19 protein-coding genes are annotated in these 16599 nt (G+C 66.7%); 9 read left to right on the forward strand and 10 right to left on the reverse strand.

Features of this window, described 5'->3' with window-relative positions; translation table 11 throughout:
- The first annotated feature begins 172 nt into the window (after positions 1 to 172).
- The 5 genes from rplM to erpA all read left to right on the forward strand — a co-directional run bounded on the left by rplM (position 173) and on the right by erpA (position 2962).
- Positions 173 to 601, forward strand: a complete 429-nt coding sequence (gene rplM / locus AC1EJR_RS13305; RefSeq protein WP_092291883.1) for a 50S ribosomal protein L13 — start codon at positions 173 to 175, stop codon at positions 599 to 601.
- 12 nt (positions 602 to 613) lie between these two features.
- Positions 614 to 1006: a 30S ribosomal protein S9 gene (gene rpsI, locus AC1EJR_RS13310; RefSeq protein ID WP_092291885.1), complete on the forward strand. Its 393-nt coding sequence runs from the start codon at positions 614 to 616 to the stop codon at positions 1004 to 1006.
- 202 nt (positions 1007 to 1208) lie between these two features.
- Positions 1209 to 1964 carry a DUF6776 family protein gene (locus AC1EJR_RS13315; protein WP_477147185.1) on the forward strand — a complete coding sequence of 252 codons (756 nt, stop codon included), beginning with the start codon at positions 1209 to 1211 and terminating at the stop codon, positions 1962 to 1964.
- Between the two features lie 22 nt (positions 1965 to 1986).
- A complete protein-coding gene (locus AC1EJR_RS13320; protein WP_092291889.1) occupies positions 1987 to 2481 on the forward strand; it encodes a bactofilin family protein in 495 nt (164 codons plus the stop codon).
- 112 nt (positions 2482 to 2593) lie between these two features.
- On the forward strand, positions 2594 to 2962 hold the full coding sequence (erpA, locus tag AC1EJR_RS13325; protein ID WP_092291891.1) for an iron-sulfur cluster insertion protein ErpA: 369 nt from the start codon (positions 2594 to 2596) through the stop codon (positions 2960 to 2962).
- A gap of 81 nt (positions 2963 to 3043) precedes the next feature.
- On the opposite strand, the gene AC1EJR_RS13330 is transcribed toward erpA, so the two are convergent.
- Positions 3044 to 4186 (reverse strand): anhydro-N-acetylmuramic acid kinase, encoded by a 1143-nt coding sequence (locus tag AC1EJR_RS13330; RefSeq protein WP_477147186.1) that lies wholly within the window; start codon positions 4184 to 4186, stop codon positions 3044 to 3046.
- Between the two features lie 2 nt (positions 4187 to 4188).
- Complete coding sequence (locus tag AC1EJR_RS13335) at positions 4189 to 5583, reverse strand: M23 family metallopeptidase (RefSeq protein ID WP_092291895.1); 1395 nt, start codon at positions 5581 to 5583, stop codon at positions 4189 to 4191.
- Positions 5584 to 5798: 215 nt separating this feature from the next.
- On the opposite strand from AC1EJR_RS13335, the gene tyrS reads away from it, so the two are divergent.
- Genes tyrS through AC1EJR_RS13355 form a run of 4 tightly spaced genes read left to right on the forward strand, consistent with a single transcriptional unit; the run spans position 5799 to position 8915 of the window.
- On the forward strand, positions 5799 to 7040 hold the full coding sequence (gene tyrS, locus AC1EJR_RS13340; RefSeq protein WP_092291897.1) for a tyrosine--tRNA ligase: 1242 nt from the start codon (positions 5799 to 5801) through the stop codon (positions 7038 to 7040).
- 6 nt (positions 7041 to 7046) lie between these two features.
- Positions 7047 to 7517, forward strand: a complete 471-nt coding sequence (gene dtd, locus AC1EJR_RS13345) for a D-aminoacyl-tRNA deacylase (protein ID WP_092291899.1) — start codon at positions 7047 to 7049, stop codon at positions 7515 to 7517.
- 19 nt (positions 7518 to 7536) lie between these two features.
- Entirely contained in the window at positions 7537 to 8184 is a 648-nt protein-coding gene (locus AC1EJR_RS13350) for a YbhB/YbcL family Raf kinase inhibitor-like protein (protein WP_092291901.1), read from the forward strand.
- Between the two features lie 56 nt (positions 8185 to 8240).
- Positions 8241 to 8915, forward strand: a complete 675-nt coding sequence (locus AC1EJR_RS13355) for a histidine phosphatase family protein (RefSeq protein WP_477147187.1) — start codon at positions 8241 to 8243, stop codon at positions 8913 to 8915.
- A 30-nt stretch (positions 8916 to 8945) separates the two neighbouring features.
- Here the strand turns inward: AC1EJR_RS13355 and AC1EJR_RS13360 are convergent, their stop codons facing one another.
- From AC1EJR_RS13360 to purH, 8 genes are all read right to left on the reverse strand, one after another.
- Complete coding sequence (locus AC1EJR_RS13360; RefSeq protein ID WP_255370731.1) at positions 8946 to 9608, reverse strand: queuosine precursor transporter; 663 nt, start codon at positions 9606 to 9608, stop codon at positions 8946 to 8948.
- A 250-nt stretch (positions 9609 to 9858) separates the two neighbouring features.
- Positions 9859 to 10443 (reverse strand): BPSL1445 family SYLF domain-containing lipoprotein, encoded by a 585-nt coding sequence (locus AC1EJR_RS13365; protein ID WP_092291905.1) that lies wholly within the window; start codon positions 10441 to 10443, stop codon positions 9859 to 9861.
- A 62-nt stretch (positions 10444 to 10505) separates the two neighbouring features.
- Complete coding sequence (locus AC1EJR_RS13370) at positions 10506 to 11087, reverse strand: hypothetical protein (RefSeq protein WP_092291907.1); 582 nt, start codon at positions 11085 to 11087, stop codon at positions 10506 to 10508.
- A gap of 248 nt (positions 11088 to 11335) precedes the next feature.
- Positions 11336 to 12406 carry a Holliday junction branch migration DNA helicase RuvB gene (gene ruvB, locus AC1EJR_RS13375; RefSeq protein WP_477147188.1) on the reverse strand — a complete coding sequence of 357 codons (1071 nt, stop codon included), beginning with the start codon at positions 12404 to 12406 and terminating at the stop codon, positions 11336 to 11338.
- A 60-nt stretch (positions 12407 to 12466) separates the two neighbouring features.
- Positions 12467 to 13048 carry a Holliday junction branch migration protein RuvA gene (gene ruvA, locus AC1EJR_RS13380; RefSeq protein ID WP_092291909.1) on the reverse strand — a complete coding sequence of 194 codons (582 nt, stop codon included), beginning with the start codon at positions 13046 to 13048 and terminating at the stop codon, positions 12467 to 12469.
- A 77-nt stretch (positions 13049 to 13125) separates the two neighbouring features.
- Complete coding sequence (locus tag AC1EJR_RS13385; protein WP_477147189.1) at positions 13126 to 14295, reverse strand: glycerophosphodiester phosphodiesterase; 1170 nt, start codon at positions 14293 to 14295, stop codon at positions 13126 to 13128.
- A gap of 75 nt (positions 14296 to 14370) precedes the next feature.
- Positions 14371 to 14916, reverse strand: a complete 546-nt coding sequence (gene ruvC / locus AC1EJR_RS13390; RefSeq protein WP_477147190.1) for a crossover junction endodeoxyribonuclease RuvC — start codon at positions 14914 to 14916, stop codon at positions 14371 to 14373.
- 108 nt (positions 14917 to 15024) lie between these two features.
- Positions 15025 to 16599: a bifunctional phosphoribosylaminoimidazolecarboxamide formyltransferase/IMP cyclohydrolase gene (gene purH, locus AC1EJR_RS13395; RefSeq protein WP_092291915.1), complete on the reverse strand. Its 1575-nt coding sequence runs from the start codon at positions 16597 to 16599 to the stop codon at positions 15025 to 15027.

The following is a 16599-nucleotide window of genomic DNA, read 5'->3' on the forward strand; positions in this document are numbered from 1 at the left end:
ATCGCATTCCCCGAGTATAATCGCAGGCTTTTCCGGTCATTGCCCCCGGAAAAGGAATCAGGGAGAGCCTGCAAACACAAGCAGGAAGGTCAGGTCCCAAGGGCCGGCCGAACGACAGGACGCTAAAACGGCGACCGTCACATCGGGCAGTATTCAATAGTCAGGAAAAATCATGAAGACCTTTTCCGCCAAGCCTCATGAGGTAAAGCGCGACTGGTACGTGATTGACGCGACGGACAAGGTCCTCGGCCGTGTTGCCAGCGAAGTGGCACGCCGACTGCGCGGCAAGCACAAGCCGGAATTCACTCCGCACGTCGACACGGGCGATTACATCGTCATCGTCAACGCAGCCAAGCTGCGTGTCACGGGTACCAAGGAAACGGACAAGAAGTACTATCGCCATTCGGGTTACCCGGGCGGTATCTACGAAACGACGTTCGGCAAGATGCAGCAGCGTTTCCCGGGCCGCGCCCTGGAAAAAGCTGTCAAGGGCATGCTGCCGAAGGGTCCGCTGGGCTATGCAATGATCAAGAAGCTGAAGGTTTACGCCGAAGCCGATCATCCGCATGAGGCACAGCAACCCAAGACGCTCGACATCTAAGGAGGCCAATCCATGATCGGTAACTGGAATTACGGTACTGGCCGCCGMAAGAGCGCTGTGGCTCGTGTCTTCATCAAGTCGGGCAAGGGTGAAATCGTCGTCAACGGCAAGCCCATCAACGAGTACTTCGCTCGCGAAACCTCGCTGATGATCGTGCGTCAGCCGCTGGAACTGACCACCCACGCCGAAACGTTCGACATCAAGGTCAACGTGACCGGCGGTGGCGAAACGGGCCAGGCTGGCGCAGTGCGCCACGGCATCACCCGCGCCCTGATCGACTACGACGCCACGCTGAAGCCGACGCTGTCGAAGGCTGGTTTCGTCACGCGCGATGCACGTGAAGTGGAACGTAAGAAGGTCGGTCTGCACAAGGCACGTCGCCGGAAGCAGTTCTCGAAGCGCTGATGCGCTTTCGCAGGTCCGCTCTGGCGGATCTGTCGAATCCGGAAAAACCGCACGCTCTGTCGTGCGGTTTTTTTTCGTCTGCGTGGTGCAGAAATCACCACTTTTCTGGCGAAGGTGCCTCAGATGTCATACATTGATCGGCACAATGGCGGCTCGGAGATACAATCACGGGCCTGCGAATGAGAGGACGAACGATGGTGTCATGGGCCTGAAGTACCGGCCACTGCGACCGCGCCGGGGATTGCGCGCTTCGCGGGCCGTGATTCGTGTGCATCGGCCGTGGCGTGTGTGGATCTGGGCGCTGGTGCTGGCGATCGGGCTTGGACTCGCCGTGCTCTGGGCCATCGATGCCGGCCATGCCATGCGTCAACCTGCCGCGCCAACGGATACGGCACTCGTGGCGGCCAATGCCGCGTTGCGTGTGCAACTGGCCGAGGTGACCGCCGAGCGCGACCAACTGCTTACCAGCGCGAACACCCCGGAGGCCCGTCTCGAGATGGCCCGCGCCGAGCGCGAGCGTCTGGTGCAGCAACTGAAGTCGGCAGAGGCCGAGGTAAGCCAGCTCAAGGAAGACCTTGGGTTCTTCGAGGCGCTGCTGCCGGCCACCGGCGATACGTCTGGCATCCACGTGCGCAGTTTCCGCGTGGTCATCGACGAAGCACAGCCCCAGGCCGTGCACTATCGCCTGCTCGTGATGCAGGGCGGTTCGAAGGCATTTGTCGAGCAGCCCGAATTCAAAGGTKATCTACAATTCACAATTTCAGCAGTCCGGGCTGGGCAGCCGTTAACMATGACACTGCCGAATCCGAAAGAGGCGCCGTTACCGGCGGTGCGCCTCACGCATTACCAGCGTATCGAGGGCGACCTGGCGATTCCCAAGGGCGCCGAGGTACGTGCCGTATCGGTCCGTATCGTGCAGAACGGACAGGTCCGCGCGGCGCAGTCGGCAACGCCGTAGGACCCGAACAAGGAGAGGGATCATGTTGTTTTCGAAGAAGAAAGGCCTGTCGATCGACACCCTGATCGGCCAGGACGCCACCATCGAGGGCGATGTCACGTTCGCGGGCGGCCTGCGCCTGGATGGCCGCGTGCGCGGCAACGTGCTGGCATCGGACGCGCAGCGCAGCATGCTCGTCATCAGCGAGAAGGGCGCAGTCGAGGGCGAAGTGCGCGTCGGGCACCTGATCCTCAACGGCACTGTGACCGGCCCGGTGAGCGCCAGCGAACTGCTCGAACTGCAGCCCCATGCGCGCGTCTACGGTGAAGTGCACTATGCGGCGCTGGAAATGCACCAGGGCGCCATCGTCGAAGGCCGTCTCGTGCCAATCGGGCAGGGCGAGGTGCGCGCCTTGCCGAACCATGTGCCGGCCGCCGAGGTCAATCAAGAGACGCCAGTGGAATCGAACACGTCCGAAACCGAGGCCGAAGAGGTGTCGGCCAAGGCCACACCCGAGAACGCAGGCGCCGCGGCCTGATTGTTTGTCGATGGATGTGACGTGAACGCCTAGAAGCCCTTGAAATTTAATGGGTTCGGCACGATTTCGAAGTAGCGCTTAGAATACGGCGTATCTAAATAGGAGAATCCCCATGAACGCAGTCGCTGAGGCACCCGTAACCGAGGACGTGCCGGCACCGTTCGTCTTTACCGACAGCGCCGCCGACAAGGTCAAGCAGTTGATCGAGGAAGAGGGCAATGCCGAGCTGAAGCTGCGCGTGTTCGTGCAGGGCGGCGGCTGCTCTGGCTTCCAGTACGGCTTCACGTTTGACGAAGACGTCAACGAAGACGACACCACGATGGTCAAGAACGGCGTCATGCTGCTGATCGACTCGATGAGCTACCAGTACCTGGTGGGCGCCGAGATCGACTACAAGGAAGACATCAACGGCGCGCAGTTCGTGATCAAAAACCCGAATGCCTCGACCACTTGCGGTTGCGGCTCGTCGTTCTCGGCCTGATCCCGGTTTCGGTCGATAAAAAAAGCGCACTTCGGTGCGCTTTTTTGTTGCCTGTCGATTCCTGGCAATCAACGCGCGACCTCAACGCGGATAGATCGCCCCAAGCACGCGCGGGCCGGCCGCGCCGGTAACCGTGGGCACGTTGCCGGGCGCGCGCCGCACGCATTGCCGCGCCAGCCAGGCGAAGGCGAGTGCCTCCACCTCCAGGACCGGTACGCCGAAATCATCGGTCGTCTGCACGGCCACGCCCGGAAGCAGCCGCGCGAGTTCAGCCATCACATAGCCATTGCGGGCGCCGCCGCCGCAGACGATGAGCCGGCGCGCATCGGCGGCATGCGTCTGCACGTCGCGCGCGATGGCGGTGGCCGTCAGCGTCGCCAGCGTGGCCTGCACGTCGGCGGCGGGCGGCTGCCGGTMGCCGCGCGTGGCCAGCAGCGCCTGCAGCCAGCCCGGGTGGAACAGATCGCGCCCGGTGCTCTTGGGCGGCGGCGCGCTGAAATAGGGCTCGGTCAGGCACTGCGCCAGCAGCGCCGCATCCACCGTGCCGCTCGCGGCCCAGGCGCCATTGTCGTCGTAGGGCAGGCCGCGATGGCGGTGGATCCAGTCGTCGAGCAGCGCGTTGCCGGGGCCGCAGTCGAACCCGGTGACCGGGCGACCGCTGGCCGTTTCCGGCAGGATGCTGATATTGGAGATGCCGCCGATGTTGCAGACCACGCGGGTCTCGTCCGGCGCGCCGAACAGCGCCGCGTGCACAGCGGGCACGAGGGGCGCGCCCTGGCCGCCGGCCGCCACGTCGCGGCTGCGGAAGTCGGCGATCACGTCGATGCCGGTMAACTCGGCCAGCAGCGCCGGATGCTGACTCTGCCGCGTGTAGCCGGTGCCGTCATAAAGACCGGGGCGATGGCGGATGGTCTGGCCGTGCGCGCCGATGGCCGCGACCGATGCCGGGCGGGCATCGGCGAGCCGCAGCAGCGTCGCCACGCACTCGGCATAGACGCTGGCGAGCGCGTTGGCGGCCAGCGCCTCGCGATGGATCTCATCGTCGCCCGGCTGCTGCAAGGCGCCGAACGCCTCGCGCAACGGCTGGGGAAAGGGGGTGTGCGCCGCCGCCAGCACGACGGGGTGCGCGCCGGAAAAATCGACGAGCACGCCATCCGCGCCATCCATGCTGGTGCCCGACATCAGGCCGATAAATCGCTMGCTGCTTGCCGGGGGCACGGACATGGTCAGTTGCTGGCGGTCAGGACGTTGTAGGTGCGCAGCATGTTGATGCGGCTCAACATCGCGCTGGTATAGGTCAGGAACTGCGTGCGCGACTTGCCGGTCAGCGCCGGCGCTTCCATCAGGGTGATGGTGAGCGGGTTCTGCGGCACGTCGTTGAAGCGGAATTCGTAGTGCAGGTGCGGCCCGGTGGCCCAGCCGGTGGCGCCGACATAGCCGATCACCTGGCCCTGGCTCACGTGCTGGCCCTGGCGCAGCCCGGCAAAGCCGGACAGGTGGGCGTAGTACGTCGAGTACCCGCCCGCGTGCTGGAGCACCACGATGTTGCCGTAGCCGTTCTGCTGGCCGACGAAGTCCACCGTGGCATCGCCGGTGGCGATGACCTTGGTGCCCTGCGGCGCGGCGAAGTCCACACCCTTGTGCTGCGCCCACTGGTGGTGGAGCGGATGGTCACGCCCGCCGAAGCCCGACGATACGCGCGAGAACTCCACCGGCGAACGCAGGAACGGCCGCTTCATGGTGCGACCGTCGAACGTGTAGTAGGCGCCGGCTTCACCTTCTTCCGGGGCGTACCAGAGCGCCTGATGCAATGTGTTGCGATTGATCAGCTCCACGGCCACCACGCGGCCGTTGCGCACGAAGGCGCCGTCGCGGAAACCGGCCTCGTAGACGATGCGGAAGCGGTCGCCCTTGGCGATGTCGTGGTGGAAGTCGATCACGCCCGAGAAGATCGAGATCATCTTCTGGACGATGTCGTCCGGCACGTTGGCGCTGTCCATCGACTTGAAGAAGCCGCCGGCCTCGATCCCGCCGGAAGCCATCTCGTAGTGCACGTCGTTGTCCACGGACTGGACGCGCGCCTTGTAGGTGTAGTCGCCGCCCTCGGCCTTCGGCGCCACGCGCTCGATCACGAGTTCGCGCGAGGCGGCGGCGTCGCCGCCCAGGTTGGCCTGGAGCGACACCAGCAGGTTGTGGTCGTCGATCTCGGCCTGCACGGCCTGGCCGGCGTCGAGGTTGAGCAGCCCACGCGCGGTGGCGTTCTTGAGGATGAACGCCTGGGCGTCGGGATCCTCCACGCCCAGCCGGCGCAGCAGCGTGGCCAGGGTGTCGCTGCGCTGCATGCGGTCCTCGCGCACATAGCGGCTTTCGGGATCGCTCTCGGTGAGCTGTTCGAGCTGGGTGCGCAGGTCGGGCAGGCGAATGGCCTCCTGCACCTTCGGCGCCTGGGGGTCGTCATAGGCATTGCGCGGGGCGACGCCCATCGCGGCAGCCATGCCGAGCGTGAAAACGGTGCCGACAGCAACGGTGAGTTGCTTCCGGCGCCGGGCATGCTGGGGGTTGGTCGGGTCGACAAGCACCACCAGCTCGCGCGCGAAAACTTCGCGGAGACTGGACCACATCACGTAAAATTCAACCTTGATTCCGGGCTCCGCTGCCGCGACGATGTGTCTTCGTCTGCCTTCCTCCCCCGAGGTTGCGGCGCGGGCCAATGTTTGTCAGCCGCCTACAATGGCGGTTGCCGCCGGGCTGCCCCGGCAGACGCAAAGCGCGAATTATACCAGAACGACACCGGCTGTCCGTCGGCGATTCCTTAATTATTTCAACGACTTATCTCATGTCTGAAGTGACCCCGGCCGCCGCGGCCAAATATCCACTTACGCCGTCGGTGATGCAGGCCCTGGAGATCACCAAGCGTGGCTGCGACGAGCTGTTGATCGAAGCCGAGTGGCTCCAGAAGCTCGCCCGCAGCGAGGCCACCGGGGTGCCACTCCGCATCAAGCTGGGCCTGGACCCCACCGCGCCGGACATCCACCTGGGTCACACCGTGGTGCTGAACAAGCTGCGCCAGCTCCAGGACCTTGGCCACCAGGTGATCTTCCTGATCGGCGATTTCACCTCCACGATCGGCGATCCGTCCGGCCGCAATGCCACCCGGCCGCCGCTTACCCGGGAGCAGATCGAGGCCAACGCCCAGACCTACTACCGCCAGGCCAGCCTGGTGCTCGACCCCGCCCGGACCGAAATCCGCTACAACAGCGAGTGGAGCGACCCGCTCGGCGCGCGCGGCATGATCCAGCTGGCAGCCAAGTACACCGTCGCCCGGATGATGGAGCGCGACGACTTCACCAAACGGTTCCGGTCTGGGATTCCGATTTCGGTMCATGAGTTCCTTTATCCGCTMATGCAGGGCTACGATTCCGTGGCGCTCAAGGCCGATATCGAGCTGGGCGGCACCGACCAGAAGTTCAACCTGCTGGTGGGCCGTGAGCTGCAGAAGGAATACGGCCAGGAGCCGCAGTGCATCCTGACCATGCCGCTGCTGGTGGGGCTGGACGGCGTCGAGAAGATGTCGAAGTCGAAAAACAACTACATCGGCGTGGCCGAGGCCCCGAACGACATGTTCGGCAAGCTGATGAGCATCTCGGACGACCTGATGTGGCAGTACTTCACGCTGCTGTCGTTCCGGCCGATGAGCGAGATCGACCTGATGAAGCAAGAGATCGCGCTGGGCCGCAACCCGCGCGAATGCAAGGTGGCGCTGGCGCAGGAGATCGTCACGCGCTTCCACAGCGCGGCCGATGCCGAGAAGGCGCTCGAGGACTTCAACCACCGCGCGCGCGGCGGCGTGCCGGACGACATCCCGGCGGTGACGCTGGAAGGCGCGCCGCTGGGCATCGCCCAACTGCTGAAGCAGGCCAACCTGGTGCCGTCCACCTCGGAAGCCAACCGCAATATCGAGCAGGGCGGCGTCAAGATCGACGGTTCCGTGGTCGGCGACAAGTCCACAAAGGTGGCCGCCGGCACCTATGTGGTCCAGGTGGGCAAGCGCCGCTTCGCGCGCGTGACCCTGGTGTAAGGCGCGATGATCGCCCTGATCCAGCGCGTGGCGCAGGCCCGCGTGACCGTGGCGGGCCGCACCACCGGCGAGATCGGCGCCGGGCTGCTGGCGCTGGTCTGCGCCGAGCGCGGCGACACCGAGGCCCAGGCCGAGCGCCTGCTGGCCAAGCTGCTCGCCTACCGCGTGTTTTCAGACGCCGAGGGGAAGATGAACCTGCCGGTGCAGAACATGGACGGGCAGGGCAAGGCGGGCGGGCTGCTGGTGGTGTCGCAGTTCACGCTTGCCGCCGATACCAACAGCGGCACGCGGCCGAGCTTCACGCCGGCGGCGTCGCCCGAGGATGGTAGGCGATTGTATGAACATTTCGTGGCCCGCGCGCGCGCCGCGCATTCGTCGGTGGAAACCGGCGAGTTTGGCGCGATGATGCAGGTCAGCCTCGTCAATGACGGCCCCGTGACGTTCTGGCTGCGCGTGCCGCCGGCCGGCACGGCGTGACACATCCAAGGAGATCCTCATGAAACTCTGGAGCAAGGCATTTGCCGACAACGCGCCCATTCCGGGCGAGTTTGCGTTCTGCGTGCCCGATGCCGCCAATCATGTGGCGCTGTCGAGCAATCGCAATCCGGACCTGCATTGGGACGGTTTCCCCGCCGAGACGCGTTCGTTCGTGCTGGTCGCCCATGATCCCGATGTGCCGAGCGTGGGTGACGACGTGAACCAGGCCGACCGCGAAGTGCCGGCCACGCTGCCGCGCGCGGACTTCTTCCACTGGGTGCTGGTGGACATACCGCCGGGCCTGAACACGATCTCGGCCGGCACGCACAGCGACGGCGTGATCGCGCGCGGCAAGCCGGGCCCGGACACGCTGGTCGGCACGGCCGTGGCCGGCGGCCTGCGCCACGGCACCAACGACTACACGGCGTGGTTTTCCGGCGACGAGGACATGAAGGGCCACTACTTCGGCTACGACGGTCCCTGCCCGCCCTGGAACGACGCGCTGGTGCACCGCTACGTGTTCACGGTCTACGCGCTCGATATCGAACGCCTGCCCGTGGAAGGCCATTTCACTGGCGCCGATGTGCGCCAGGCCATCCAGGGCCACGTGCTGGCCGAAGCCTCGCTCACCGGCACCTACACGCTCAATCCGAAACTGATCCGGTAATCATCCGCACGCCGGGCGCAGACCCGGCGCGCAACCGTCGCMCCCAAGGAACCGGCATGTCGCAAAGCTCCGGGCCGCAGTCGCTGGCCTACACCCACCTGATCGTGATCCGTCATGGCGAGACGGCCTGGAACCGCGCGCGGCGCCTGCAGGGCCAGCTCGATATCCCGCTGAACGAGGTGGGCCGCGCCCAGGCGGCCGCGCTGGCCGAGGCGCTGGCCGGCGAGCCGATCGACGCCATCTATTCGAGCGACCTGGGCCGCGCCATGGAAACCGCCATGCCGCTGGCCGAGACGCTGGGTCTGCAAGTGCGGCCCGACGCCCGCCTGCGCGAGCGCTGCTACGGCGACCTGGAAGGCATGACCTATGCCGAAGTGGCCGAGCAGCGCCCCGAGGACTTCGCGCGCTGGCAGGCCCGCGTGCCGGACTACGCGCCGCCCGAGGGTGAGTCGCTGCTGGAATTCCACGAACGCGCGGTCGAGGCCGCGCTGGCGCTGTCGCGCCGGCATCCGGGCGAGCGCATCGCGCTGGTGGCGCACGGCGGCGTGCTCGACTGCCTGTATCGCGAGGCCACCKGCATGACGCTCGAGGCGCCGCGCCAGCACGAACTGCTGAACGCCAGCGTCAACCGCCTGCGCAGCGACAGCGCGCACCTGACCCTGCTGCAATGGGGCGATGTGAGCCACCTGGAGGCGCTGGCGCTCGACGAAGTCGACAAGCGCGTGCCCTAGCCGCGCGTCCGGGGGCCCGCCCCGGAAGGCTCAGACCTTGAGCCGGAACGGCGTGAAGTTGGTGTGCCGGTCGAACCAGTCCTCGTTCTCGGCCCGCTTCAGGAAGCCCACCACCTTGTAGGTGACCGGCGTCATGACCACTTCCCAGGCCGTCTTCAGCACGTACTGGGCCACGGCCACCTGGATGACCTTCTCCAGCGGCCAGATGCCATAGAAGGCAATCACGTAGAACAGCGAGGAATCGACCAGTTCCCCGGCCAGCGTGGAGCCGATGGTGCGCGTCCACAGCCAGCGCCCGCCGCTCCACAGCTTCATCTTCGCCAGCACGTAGCTGTTGGTGAAGCTGCCGCAGCAGAACGCGATCAGCGACCCCAGCGCGATCCGCCACGTGTTGCCGAACACATCCTCCAGGCTCTTCTGGTAGTCCGCCATGAACGGCGCCACCGGCATCTTCAGCACCACCAGGCTCATGAACGTGGCGAAGGCCAGCGCGGTGAAGCCGGCCCAGACCACGCGGCGGTCGCGGCCATAGCCGTAGACCTCGGTCAGCACGTCGCCAAAAATGTACGAAATCGGGAAGAACAGCACGCCGGCGCCGAAGGTGACCGGGCCGATCACGGGTAGCGTGACCTGCGCCGCCTTGGCCGCGCCGATCAGGTTGGAGCAGAGCAGTACCGTGACGAAGGCCACCATGACCAAGTCGTAGTAGCGGTAGACGCGACCAGTGTGCGCGGCATCGACGGCAGGGAGGGGCGTGGCGTGAGACTCGGGCGAGGACAGGGGCGGGGGCATGGGCGGGAGCGCTTCCGGTGCGGGGGTTCGCGCGATTATGCCAGCGCGGCGCCACACGTGTCGGCAAGCCGGGCCCGCCGGGCCCGCAAAAGAAAACTCCCGGCCGGAGCCGGGAGCCAACACACCCTGGAGGATGGGAAAACCAGGTCGATCAGAGCGACAGCTTGCTGATCTTGGAGCCGTCAATCGAGGCATCGAACATCAGCCCCGCGTTGGTCTGCACGAAGCCGATCACCGGCTGCTGGCCCGTGACGGTATCCAGCTTGCCGTTCGCGCCGATCTTGGCCAGCGCCACGCTGCCGTCCACGCCGGCCGTCCAGCCGCTGGACTGCACGAACTTGTTGTAGGCCTCGGGCGTCATGAACATCAAGATCACCGCTTTCGACTGGCCGCCGGCGGTGAAGCCGAACGAGGCCGAGATCGTGCGGTAGTAGCCCACCGTGGCGCCCTTCGAGCGCAGCGCGCCGTCGCCGTACTCGCCGGCCACGACCAGCCCGCCGCCGATCACGCGCGGGAACACCAGAATGCCCTGGGAACGGTTGGCCAGCTCGCGCGAGCCGTCCACCGAGGCGTAGAGCCGGTTCAGCGCGCCGTCCACGCCGGCGTCGATTTCCTGTTTCTTGGCGGCGGCGTCCTCGGGCGTCTTGGGACCCGTGGTGGTGCAGCCCGCGGCAAAGGCCGTGGCCACGAGCAGGCCCGATCCGGTCACCCGCGTCACGAAATGGCGTCGATTCATATGCAACCTCCTGATGGGGAAAAGTACTGCATTCGACTCTTTCCGGTGGTTCGGACCGGACTTCAGCCGGCGTTAGGCGACTTCACGGTGATGGCGACCACCTCACGCACGACGATCTTCGCCATCTGGCCCTGCTTGATCTTGGTGAGGTCGATGTTCGGGTCACGGACCTTGACCGTGCGCAGCGTCTCGCGCGGGCCACGGAAGGTCACGGTGCGATTGGCGGTATCGATCTTGGTGATCTGCGCCGTGATGGTGGTGGTGATCTCGCGCATCACGCCGGGCTTGCCGCCCTCGGCCGCGCGCGAGGTGCGCTCCACCTGCTCCACCAGCGGGGTGTCCTTGCTGTCGAGCGGCTCCAGCGCCGCCACCACGGCCGCCGCGCGCGTCAGCGTGACGATGTCACCCTTGCGCACGTTGCCGATATTCTTGGCCTCGTCGCCGCCCACGATCTCGACGATATTGCCCTTCGGCCCCTGCACGAGCACGGCCTTCGAGTTGACATCGACATCGACGACCTTGCCGCTGATAACGGCTTCCTCGGCGATGCCGACCGGCGCAGGCGTCTTCTGCGCATGCACGGCGCCAGCGGCCAGGAGCAGGCTGGCAAGCAAGGCAAGGGTCGGGATGGGTCGCTGGATCATGGCTCTGAGTCCTTTCTGGCGCAATGGGCGCTGTAAGTGGAAACTGATGGAGCCATTGTGGACAACCGGCCATAAGCGGGCAATCCACTTCGAAAAAATTTGGAGCGGTGCGCGAAAACGTTTAACTGGCGGGGGCGGGCTGCAATGCGCGGTCGTTGCGCACTGCAGCAGGCCGGATTCGGCTGATTTTGTCTGGGGAGAGGCTTAGGGGACGCTCAGCGGACGCTTAGGGGACGCTTAGGGGACGCTCAGGGCGTCTCAAGCAGATCGCTGCCGGAGTCGTCCTGCGGCGTGGCGAGCCCGAAATKCCGGTACGCCGCCGCCGTCGCCACCCGGCCGCGCGGTGTGCGCTGCAGGTAACCCTGCTGGATCAGGTAGGGCTCCAGCACGTCCTCGATGGTGTCGCGCTCCTCGCCGATGGCCGCCGCCAGGTTGTCCACGCCCACCGGGCCGCCGCCGAACTTGTGCAGCACGGCTTCCAGCAGCTTGCGGTCCATCAGGTCGAAGCCGACGCGGTCCACGTCGAGCATCGCCAGCGCGGCATCGGCCGTCTCGCGGCTGATCGTGCCGTCGCCCTTCACCTCGGCGTAATCGCGCACGCGTCGCAGCAGCCGGTTGGCGATACGGGGCGTGCCGCGCGCCCGGCGGGCTATCTCGAGCGCACCCAGGGGCTCGATCACCGCGTTGAGCAACTGGGCCGAGCGTGTGACGATGCGCGCCAGTTCCTCGGCCGTATAGAACTCCAGCCGCGCCACGATGCCGAAGCGGTCGCGCAGCGGGTTGGTCAGCATGCCGGCGCGCGTGGTGGCACCCACCAGCGTGAACGGCTGCAGGTCCAGCTTGACCGAGCGGGCCGCCGGGCCTTCGCCGATCATGATGTCGATCTGGTAGTCCTCGAGCGCCGGGTACAGGATTTCCTCGACGACCGGCGAGAGCCGGTGGATTTCGTCGATGAACAGCACGTCGTTGGCTTCGAGGTTGGTCAGCAGTGCGGCCAGGTCGCCCGGGCGCTCGAGCACCGGCCCGGAGGTCTGGCGCAGGCTCACGCCCATTTCGCGCGCGATGATGTGGGCCAGCGTGGTCTTGCCGAGGCCCGGCGGGCCGAACAGCAGCACGTGGTCCAGCGCCTCGCGGCGGTTGCGGGCCGCGTGCATGAAGATGTCGAGCTGGCCACGGATCTTTTCCTGGCCGACGTACTCGTCCAGCAGCTTGGGCCGCAGGGCGCGCTCGAAGGCCTCCTCGCGGGCGGAGGCGGGGGTGGCCGAGATAACCCGTTCGGGCTGGCGCTCGGCGCCGGTGAGCTTGTCGGTTTCGATCATGGCGGTGGAATGCGGGACAGCCGTCATTCTACGCCGGCTGCCTCTCACGCTAGCCCTTCGCTAGCCCTTCGAGAGCGACTTCAGCGCCAGCTTGATGCCGTCGGACACACCCGTGCCGGCCGGCACCTGCTTGATGGCCAGCGCGGCCTCTTTCTCGGAGTAGCCCAGCGCCAGCAGGGCGTTGAGCACGTCCACGGCGCTGTCGGCGACGGGCGTGGCGCCCGGCGCGTGGCCCAGTTCGGCCCCCAGCTTGCCCTTGAGTTCCAGCAGCAGCCGCTCGGCGGTTTTCTTGCCGATGCCTGGAATCCGCGTCAGCCGGCCTGCCTCCTGCAGTGTGACGACCTGCGCCAGTTCGCTCACGGACAGCCCCGACAGCACGGCCAGCGCCATGCGTGCGCCGATGCCGGTGATCTTGATCAACTCGCGGAACGTGTTGCGCTCGGACGCCGAGCCGAAGCCGTAGAGCAGGTTGGCATCCTCGCGCACGATCTGCTGCGTCAGCAGCGTCACCGGCTGGCCCACGGCGGGCAGGTTGTAGAACGTGCTCATCGGCACGTCGATCTCATAGCCCACGCCGTGGCAGTCGACCAACAGGTGCGGGGGATTCTTCTCAAGCAGGGTGCCGGCAATGCGACCGATCATGGTGGGCAGGGTGGGGTGACGAAATTGCCGGCAAGTGTAGCGCGTGCGGGTGGCGCGCTGGCGGTTATCGCTGCGGGTTATCGCTCCGGTGCGCTGTCCACGGCGCGGCGGCCCAGCGCCGGGTCGTCGGTGAAGACGCCATCCACGCCGGCGGCCAGGAAGGCCTGGATCTCGCGCACCAGGCCGTTGGGGCTGCGCGTGGCGTCATCGCCGGCCACCCGGAACGGCTTCGGCAGGAAGCTGTTCTCGGGCCGGAACGTGTACGGGTGGACCGTCAGCCCGGCCGCGTGGGCGTTGGTCACCAGCGCGGTAGGGGCGGCCAGGGCGCCCTGGGCGTCGCGCGGCACCACGTTGCTCTTCTCGGGGCCGATGCCGTTGGCGTAGGTCGCCACTTCGCGCAGGCCCAGTGGCGTGAGCATCTCGGCGTAGTTGCGCGTGTCGCCGGCCAGGCGCCAGTCGGCGGGGCGGCTGGACGGGCTGCCAATCAGCTGTACGATCTTCACGTTCGGCATCGAGGTGCCCAGCAGCCGCTTCATCGTGCGCAACGGGCCCACTTCGAACGACTGGACGAAGACCGGCGCGCTGCGGGCGTAGGCGTTGGCCTGCAGCGCGGCGGCGACTTTCTCCTCGAGCGGCAGGCCGATACCCCGGAAGTAGCTCGGGTGCTTCAGCTCGGGGTAGATCCCCACCGGGCGGCCGCGCTTGATGGCCGCCTGCGAGGCCAGCCGCAGGATTTCGTCGAAAGTGGGAATCTCKAACTGGTCGTTCAGCTTGGCGTTGAGCGGGCGCAGCTTGGGAATGCGCTCGCGGGCGCGCAGCGTCTTCAGCTCGGCCAGCGTGAAGTCCTCGGTGAACCAGCCGGTCAGGCGTTCCCCGTCGATGACCTTGATGCGCTTGCGGTCGGCAAACTCCGCCACTTCGGCCACATTGGTGGTGCCGGTGATGTCGTTCTCGTGGCGGGCGACCAGCACGCCGTCGCGGGTCATGACGAGGTCCGGCTCGATCACGTCGGCGCCGTCCTCGATGGCCTTGGCGTAGGACGCCAGCGTGTGCTCCGGGCGCAGCGCGCTGGCGCCGCGATGGGCGATGACCAGCGCTTTCGGGGCCGGCGGGGCGGCCGGGGCGGGCGCCGGGACCGCCGCGGTGGAGGCCGCCGCCTTGTCCTTATGTGCGTGGTGCGGCGTGGCGCAGCCCGCAATCAGGGTGGCAGTGGCAAAGGCAAGGGTCAGGCGGGGAAGGAAGGACATCGCGCGGCGTTCATGGGATGGGGCGGAACGCCGATTGTACGAGCAGAGGCCGGAGTTGGCCTGTCCGGCGCCGGACTACCCGACCAGGCGCCCGCGCCGTACGCGCAGCCCCTTGCGGGCCAGGTCGGGCGCCATGCCGGCCAGCGTGCCGAGGGTATCGCCGCCGTTGGCATGGCAGATGGCCACGCCGAGCGCATCGGCCGCATCGGAACTCGGCCTGCCGGACAGCGCCAGCAGCCGCATCACCATCTCCTGCACCTGTTCCTTGTTGGCCCGGCCATAGCCGACCACGGCCACCTTCAACTGGAGCGCGGTGTACTCGAACACGGGCAGGCCATGGCCGACAAGGCCGCAGATGGCGGCCCCGCGCGCCTGGCCGAGCATCAGCGTGGACTGCGGATTGACGTTGACGAAGACCTTCTCGATGGCCGCGCAGTCGGGCGCATAGGTGCGGKCGACTTCGGAGATGCCGTCGTAAAGGGTCTTGAGCCGCTCCGGGAGGCTGGAATTGCCGTCGCTCTTGATGGTGCCGGAGGCCACGTAGGCCAGCTTGTTGCCGTGTTTTTCCAACACGCCAAAGCCGGTGGTGCGGAGGCCGGGATCGATGCCGAGGATGCGCATGGTGTTGTTTGGGCTTCGTTCGTCRTGGTGCTTTGCTAGACCACCCCTCTCCCCGACCCTCTCCCACTGAGGGGAGAGGGCCGGCGCCTCAGTATGCGCCGCCGCGTCTCAATGCCGGAAGTGGCGCGTGCCGGTCAGCACCATGGCGATGTTGCGCTCGTCGGCGGCGGCGATCACCTCGTCGTCGCGCATCGAGCCGCCCGGCTGGATCACGCAGGTTGCGCCTGCATCCACCACCACGTCCAGGCCGTCACGGAACGGGAAGAAGGCGTCGCTGGCCACGGCGGAGCCCGCCAGGGTCAGGCCGGCGTTCTGCGCCTTGATGCTGGCGATGCGGGCGGAATCCACGCGGCTCATCTGGCCCGCGCCCACGCCCAGCGTCATGCCGCCGCCGCAGAACACGATGGCGTTCGACTTCACGAACTTGGCCACGCGCCAGGCGAACATCAGATCGTCCATTTCCTTCGGGGTGGGATGGCGGCGCGTCACCACGCGCAGCTCGGACGGCTGCACGTTGCGCGCATCGGGGCCCTGCACCAGCAGGCCGCCGCCCACGCGCTTGAGGTCGTATTGGTTCACGCCCTTGCCCAGCGGAATCTCCAGCAGACGCACGTTCTGCTTGGCCGCGAACACGTTGCGGGCCGCCGTGCTGAACGACGGGGCGATCAGCACTTCCACGAACTGCTTCGCCACGGCCTGTGCGGCGGCTTCGTCCAGTTCCACGTTGAAGGCGATGATGCCGCCGAAGGCCGAGGTCGAGTCGGTCTTGAAGGCCTTGTCGTAGGCTTCCAGCGCGTTCACGCCCACGGCCACGCCGCACGGGTTGGCGTGCTTGATGATCACGCAGGCGGCGCCGTTGGCGGCATCGAACGACTTCACGCACTCCCACGCGGCGTCCGCGTCGGCGATGTTGTTGTACGACAGCTCCTTGCCCTGCAGCTGCACGTAGTTGGCCAGCGCGCCGTCCACGGCCTTCAGGTCGCGGTAGAAGGCGGCCGACTGGTGCGGGTTCTCGCCGTAGCGCATCTCCTGCACCTTCTCGAAGGCCAGGTTCAGCGTCTTCGGATAGGCGCTGCGGGCCTGGTGCGACTTGTCGGCGCCGAGGCTGGTCAGGTAGTTTGTGATTGCACCGTCATATTGGGCGGTATGCGCGAAGACCTTGGTGGCCAGGCGGAAGTTGGTGTCGTAGCCGACGCTGTTGGCGTTGGCGCGCATTTCGTCCAGCACCACGGCGTAGTCGGCCGGGTCCACGATCACGGTCACGTCGCGGTGGTTCTTGGCCGCCGAGCGCAGCATGGTCGGGCCGCCGATGTCGATGTTCTCGATGGCGTCCGGCAGCGTGCAGTCATCCTTGGCCACGGTCTGCTGGAACGGGTACAGGTTCACCACCAGCAGGTCGATGGTGGGAATCTGGTGCTCGGCCAGCGCGGCCATGTGCTCGGGCAGGTCGCGGCGAGCCAGGATGCCGCCGTGCACCTTGGGGTGCAGCGTCTTCACGCGGCCGTCCAGCATTTCCGGAAAGCCGGTGTAGTCGGCCACCTCCGTCACGGGCAGGCCGGCGTCGGCCAGCAGCTTGGCGGTGCCGCCGGTGGAAAGCAGCACCACGCCGAGCGCGTTCAGGTCGCGCGCGAAATCGACGATGCCGGTCTTGTCGGAAACGGAGAGAAGGGCTTGCTTGATCAT

It is taken from the genome of Cupriavidus sp. 05T42 (assembly GCF_056396345.1).

What these genes read in the sequence shown, in the direction of transcription:
- rplM (WP_092291883.1), top strand. Translation starts at nt 173, where the DNA reads ATGAAGACCTTTTCCGCCAAGCCTCATGAGGTAAAGCGCGACTGGTAC.
- AC1EJR_RS13320 (WP_092291889.1), top strand. Translation starts at nt 1,987, where the DNA reads ATGTTGTTTTCGAAGAAGAAAGGCCTGTCGATCGACACCCTGATCGGC.
- erpA (WP_092291891.1), top strand. Translation starts at nt 2,594, where the DNA reads ATGAACGCAGTCGCTGAGGCACCCGTAACCGAGGACGTGCCGGCACCG.
- AC1EJR_RS13335 (WP_092291895.1), bottom strand. Translation starts at nt 5,583, where the DNA reads ATGTGGTCCAGTCTCCGCGAAGTTTTCGCGCGCGAGCTGGTGGTGCTT.
- dtd (WP_092291899.1), top strand. Translation starts at nt 7,047, where the DNA reads ATGATCGCCCTGATCCAGCGCGTGGCGCAGGCCCGCGTGACCGTGGCG.
- AC1EJR_RS13350 (WP_092291901.1), top strand. Translation starts at nt 7,537, where the DNA reads ATGAAACTCTGGAGCAAGGCATTTGCCGACAACGCGCCCATTCCGGGC.
- AC1EJR_RS13360 (WP_255370731.1), bottom strand. Translation starts at nt 9,608, where the DNA reads ATGGTGGCCTTCGTCACGGTACTGCTCTGCTCCAACCTGATCGGCGCG.
- AC1EJR_RS13365 (WP_092291905.1), bottom strand. Translation starts at nt 10,443, where the DNA reads ATGAATCGACGCCATTTCGTGACGCGGGTGACCGGATCGGGCCTGCTC.
- AC1EJR_RS13370 (WP_092291907.1), bottom strand. Translation starts at nt 11,087, where the DNA reads ATGATCCAGCGACCCATCCCGACCCTTGCCTTGCTTGCCAGCCTGCTC.
- ruvA (WP_092291909.1), bottom strand. Translation starts at nt 13,048, where the DNA reads ATGATCGGTCGCATTGCCGGCACCCTGCTTGAGAAGAATCCCCCGCAC.
- purH (WP_092291915.1), bottom strand. Translation starts at nt 16,599, where the DNA reads ATGATCAAGCAAGCCCTTCTCTCCGTTTCCGACAAGACCGGCATCGTC.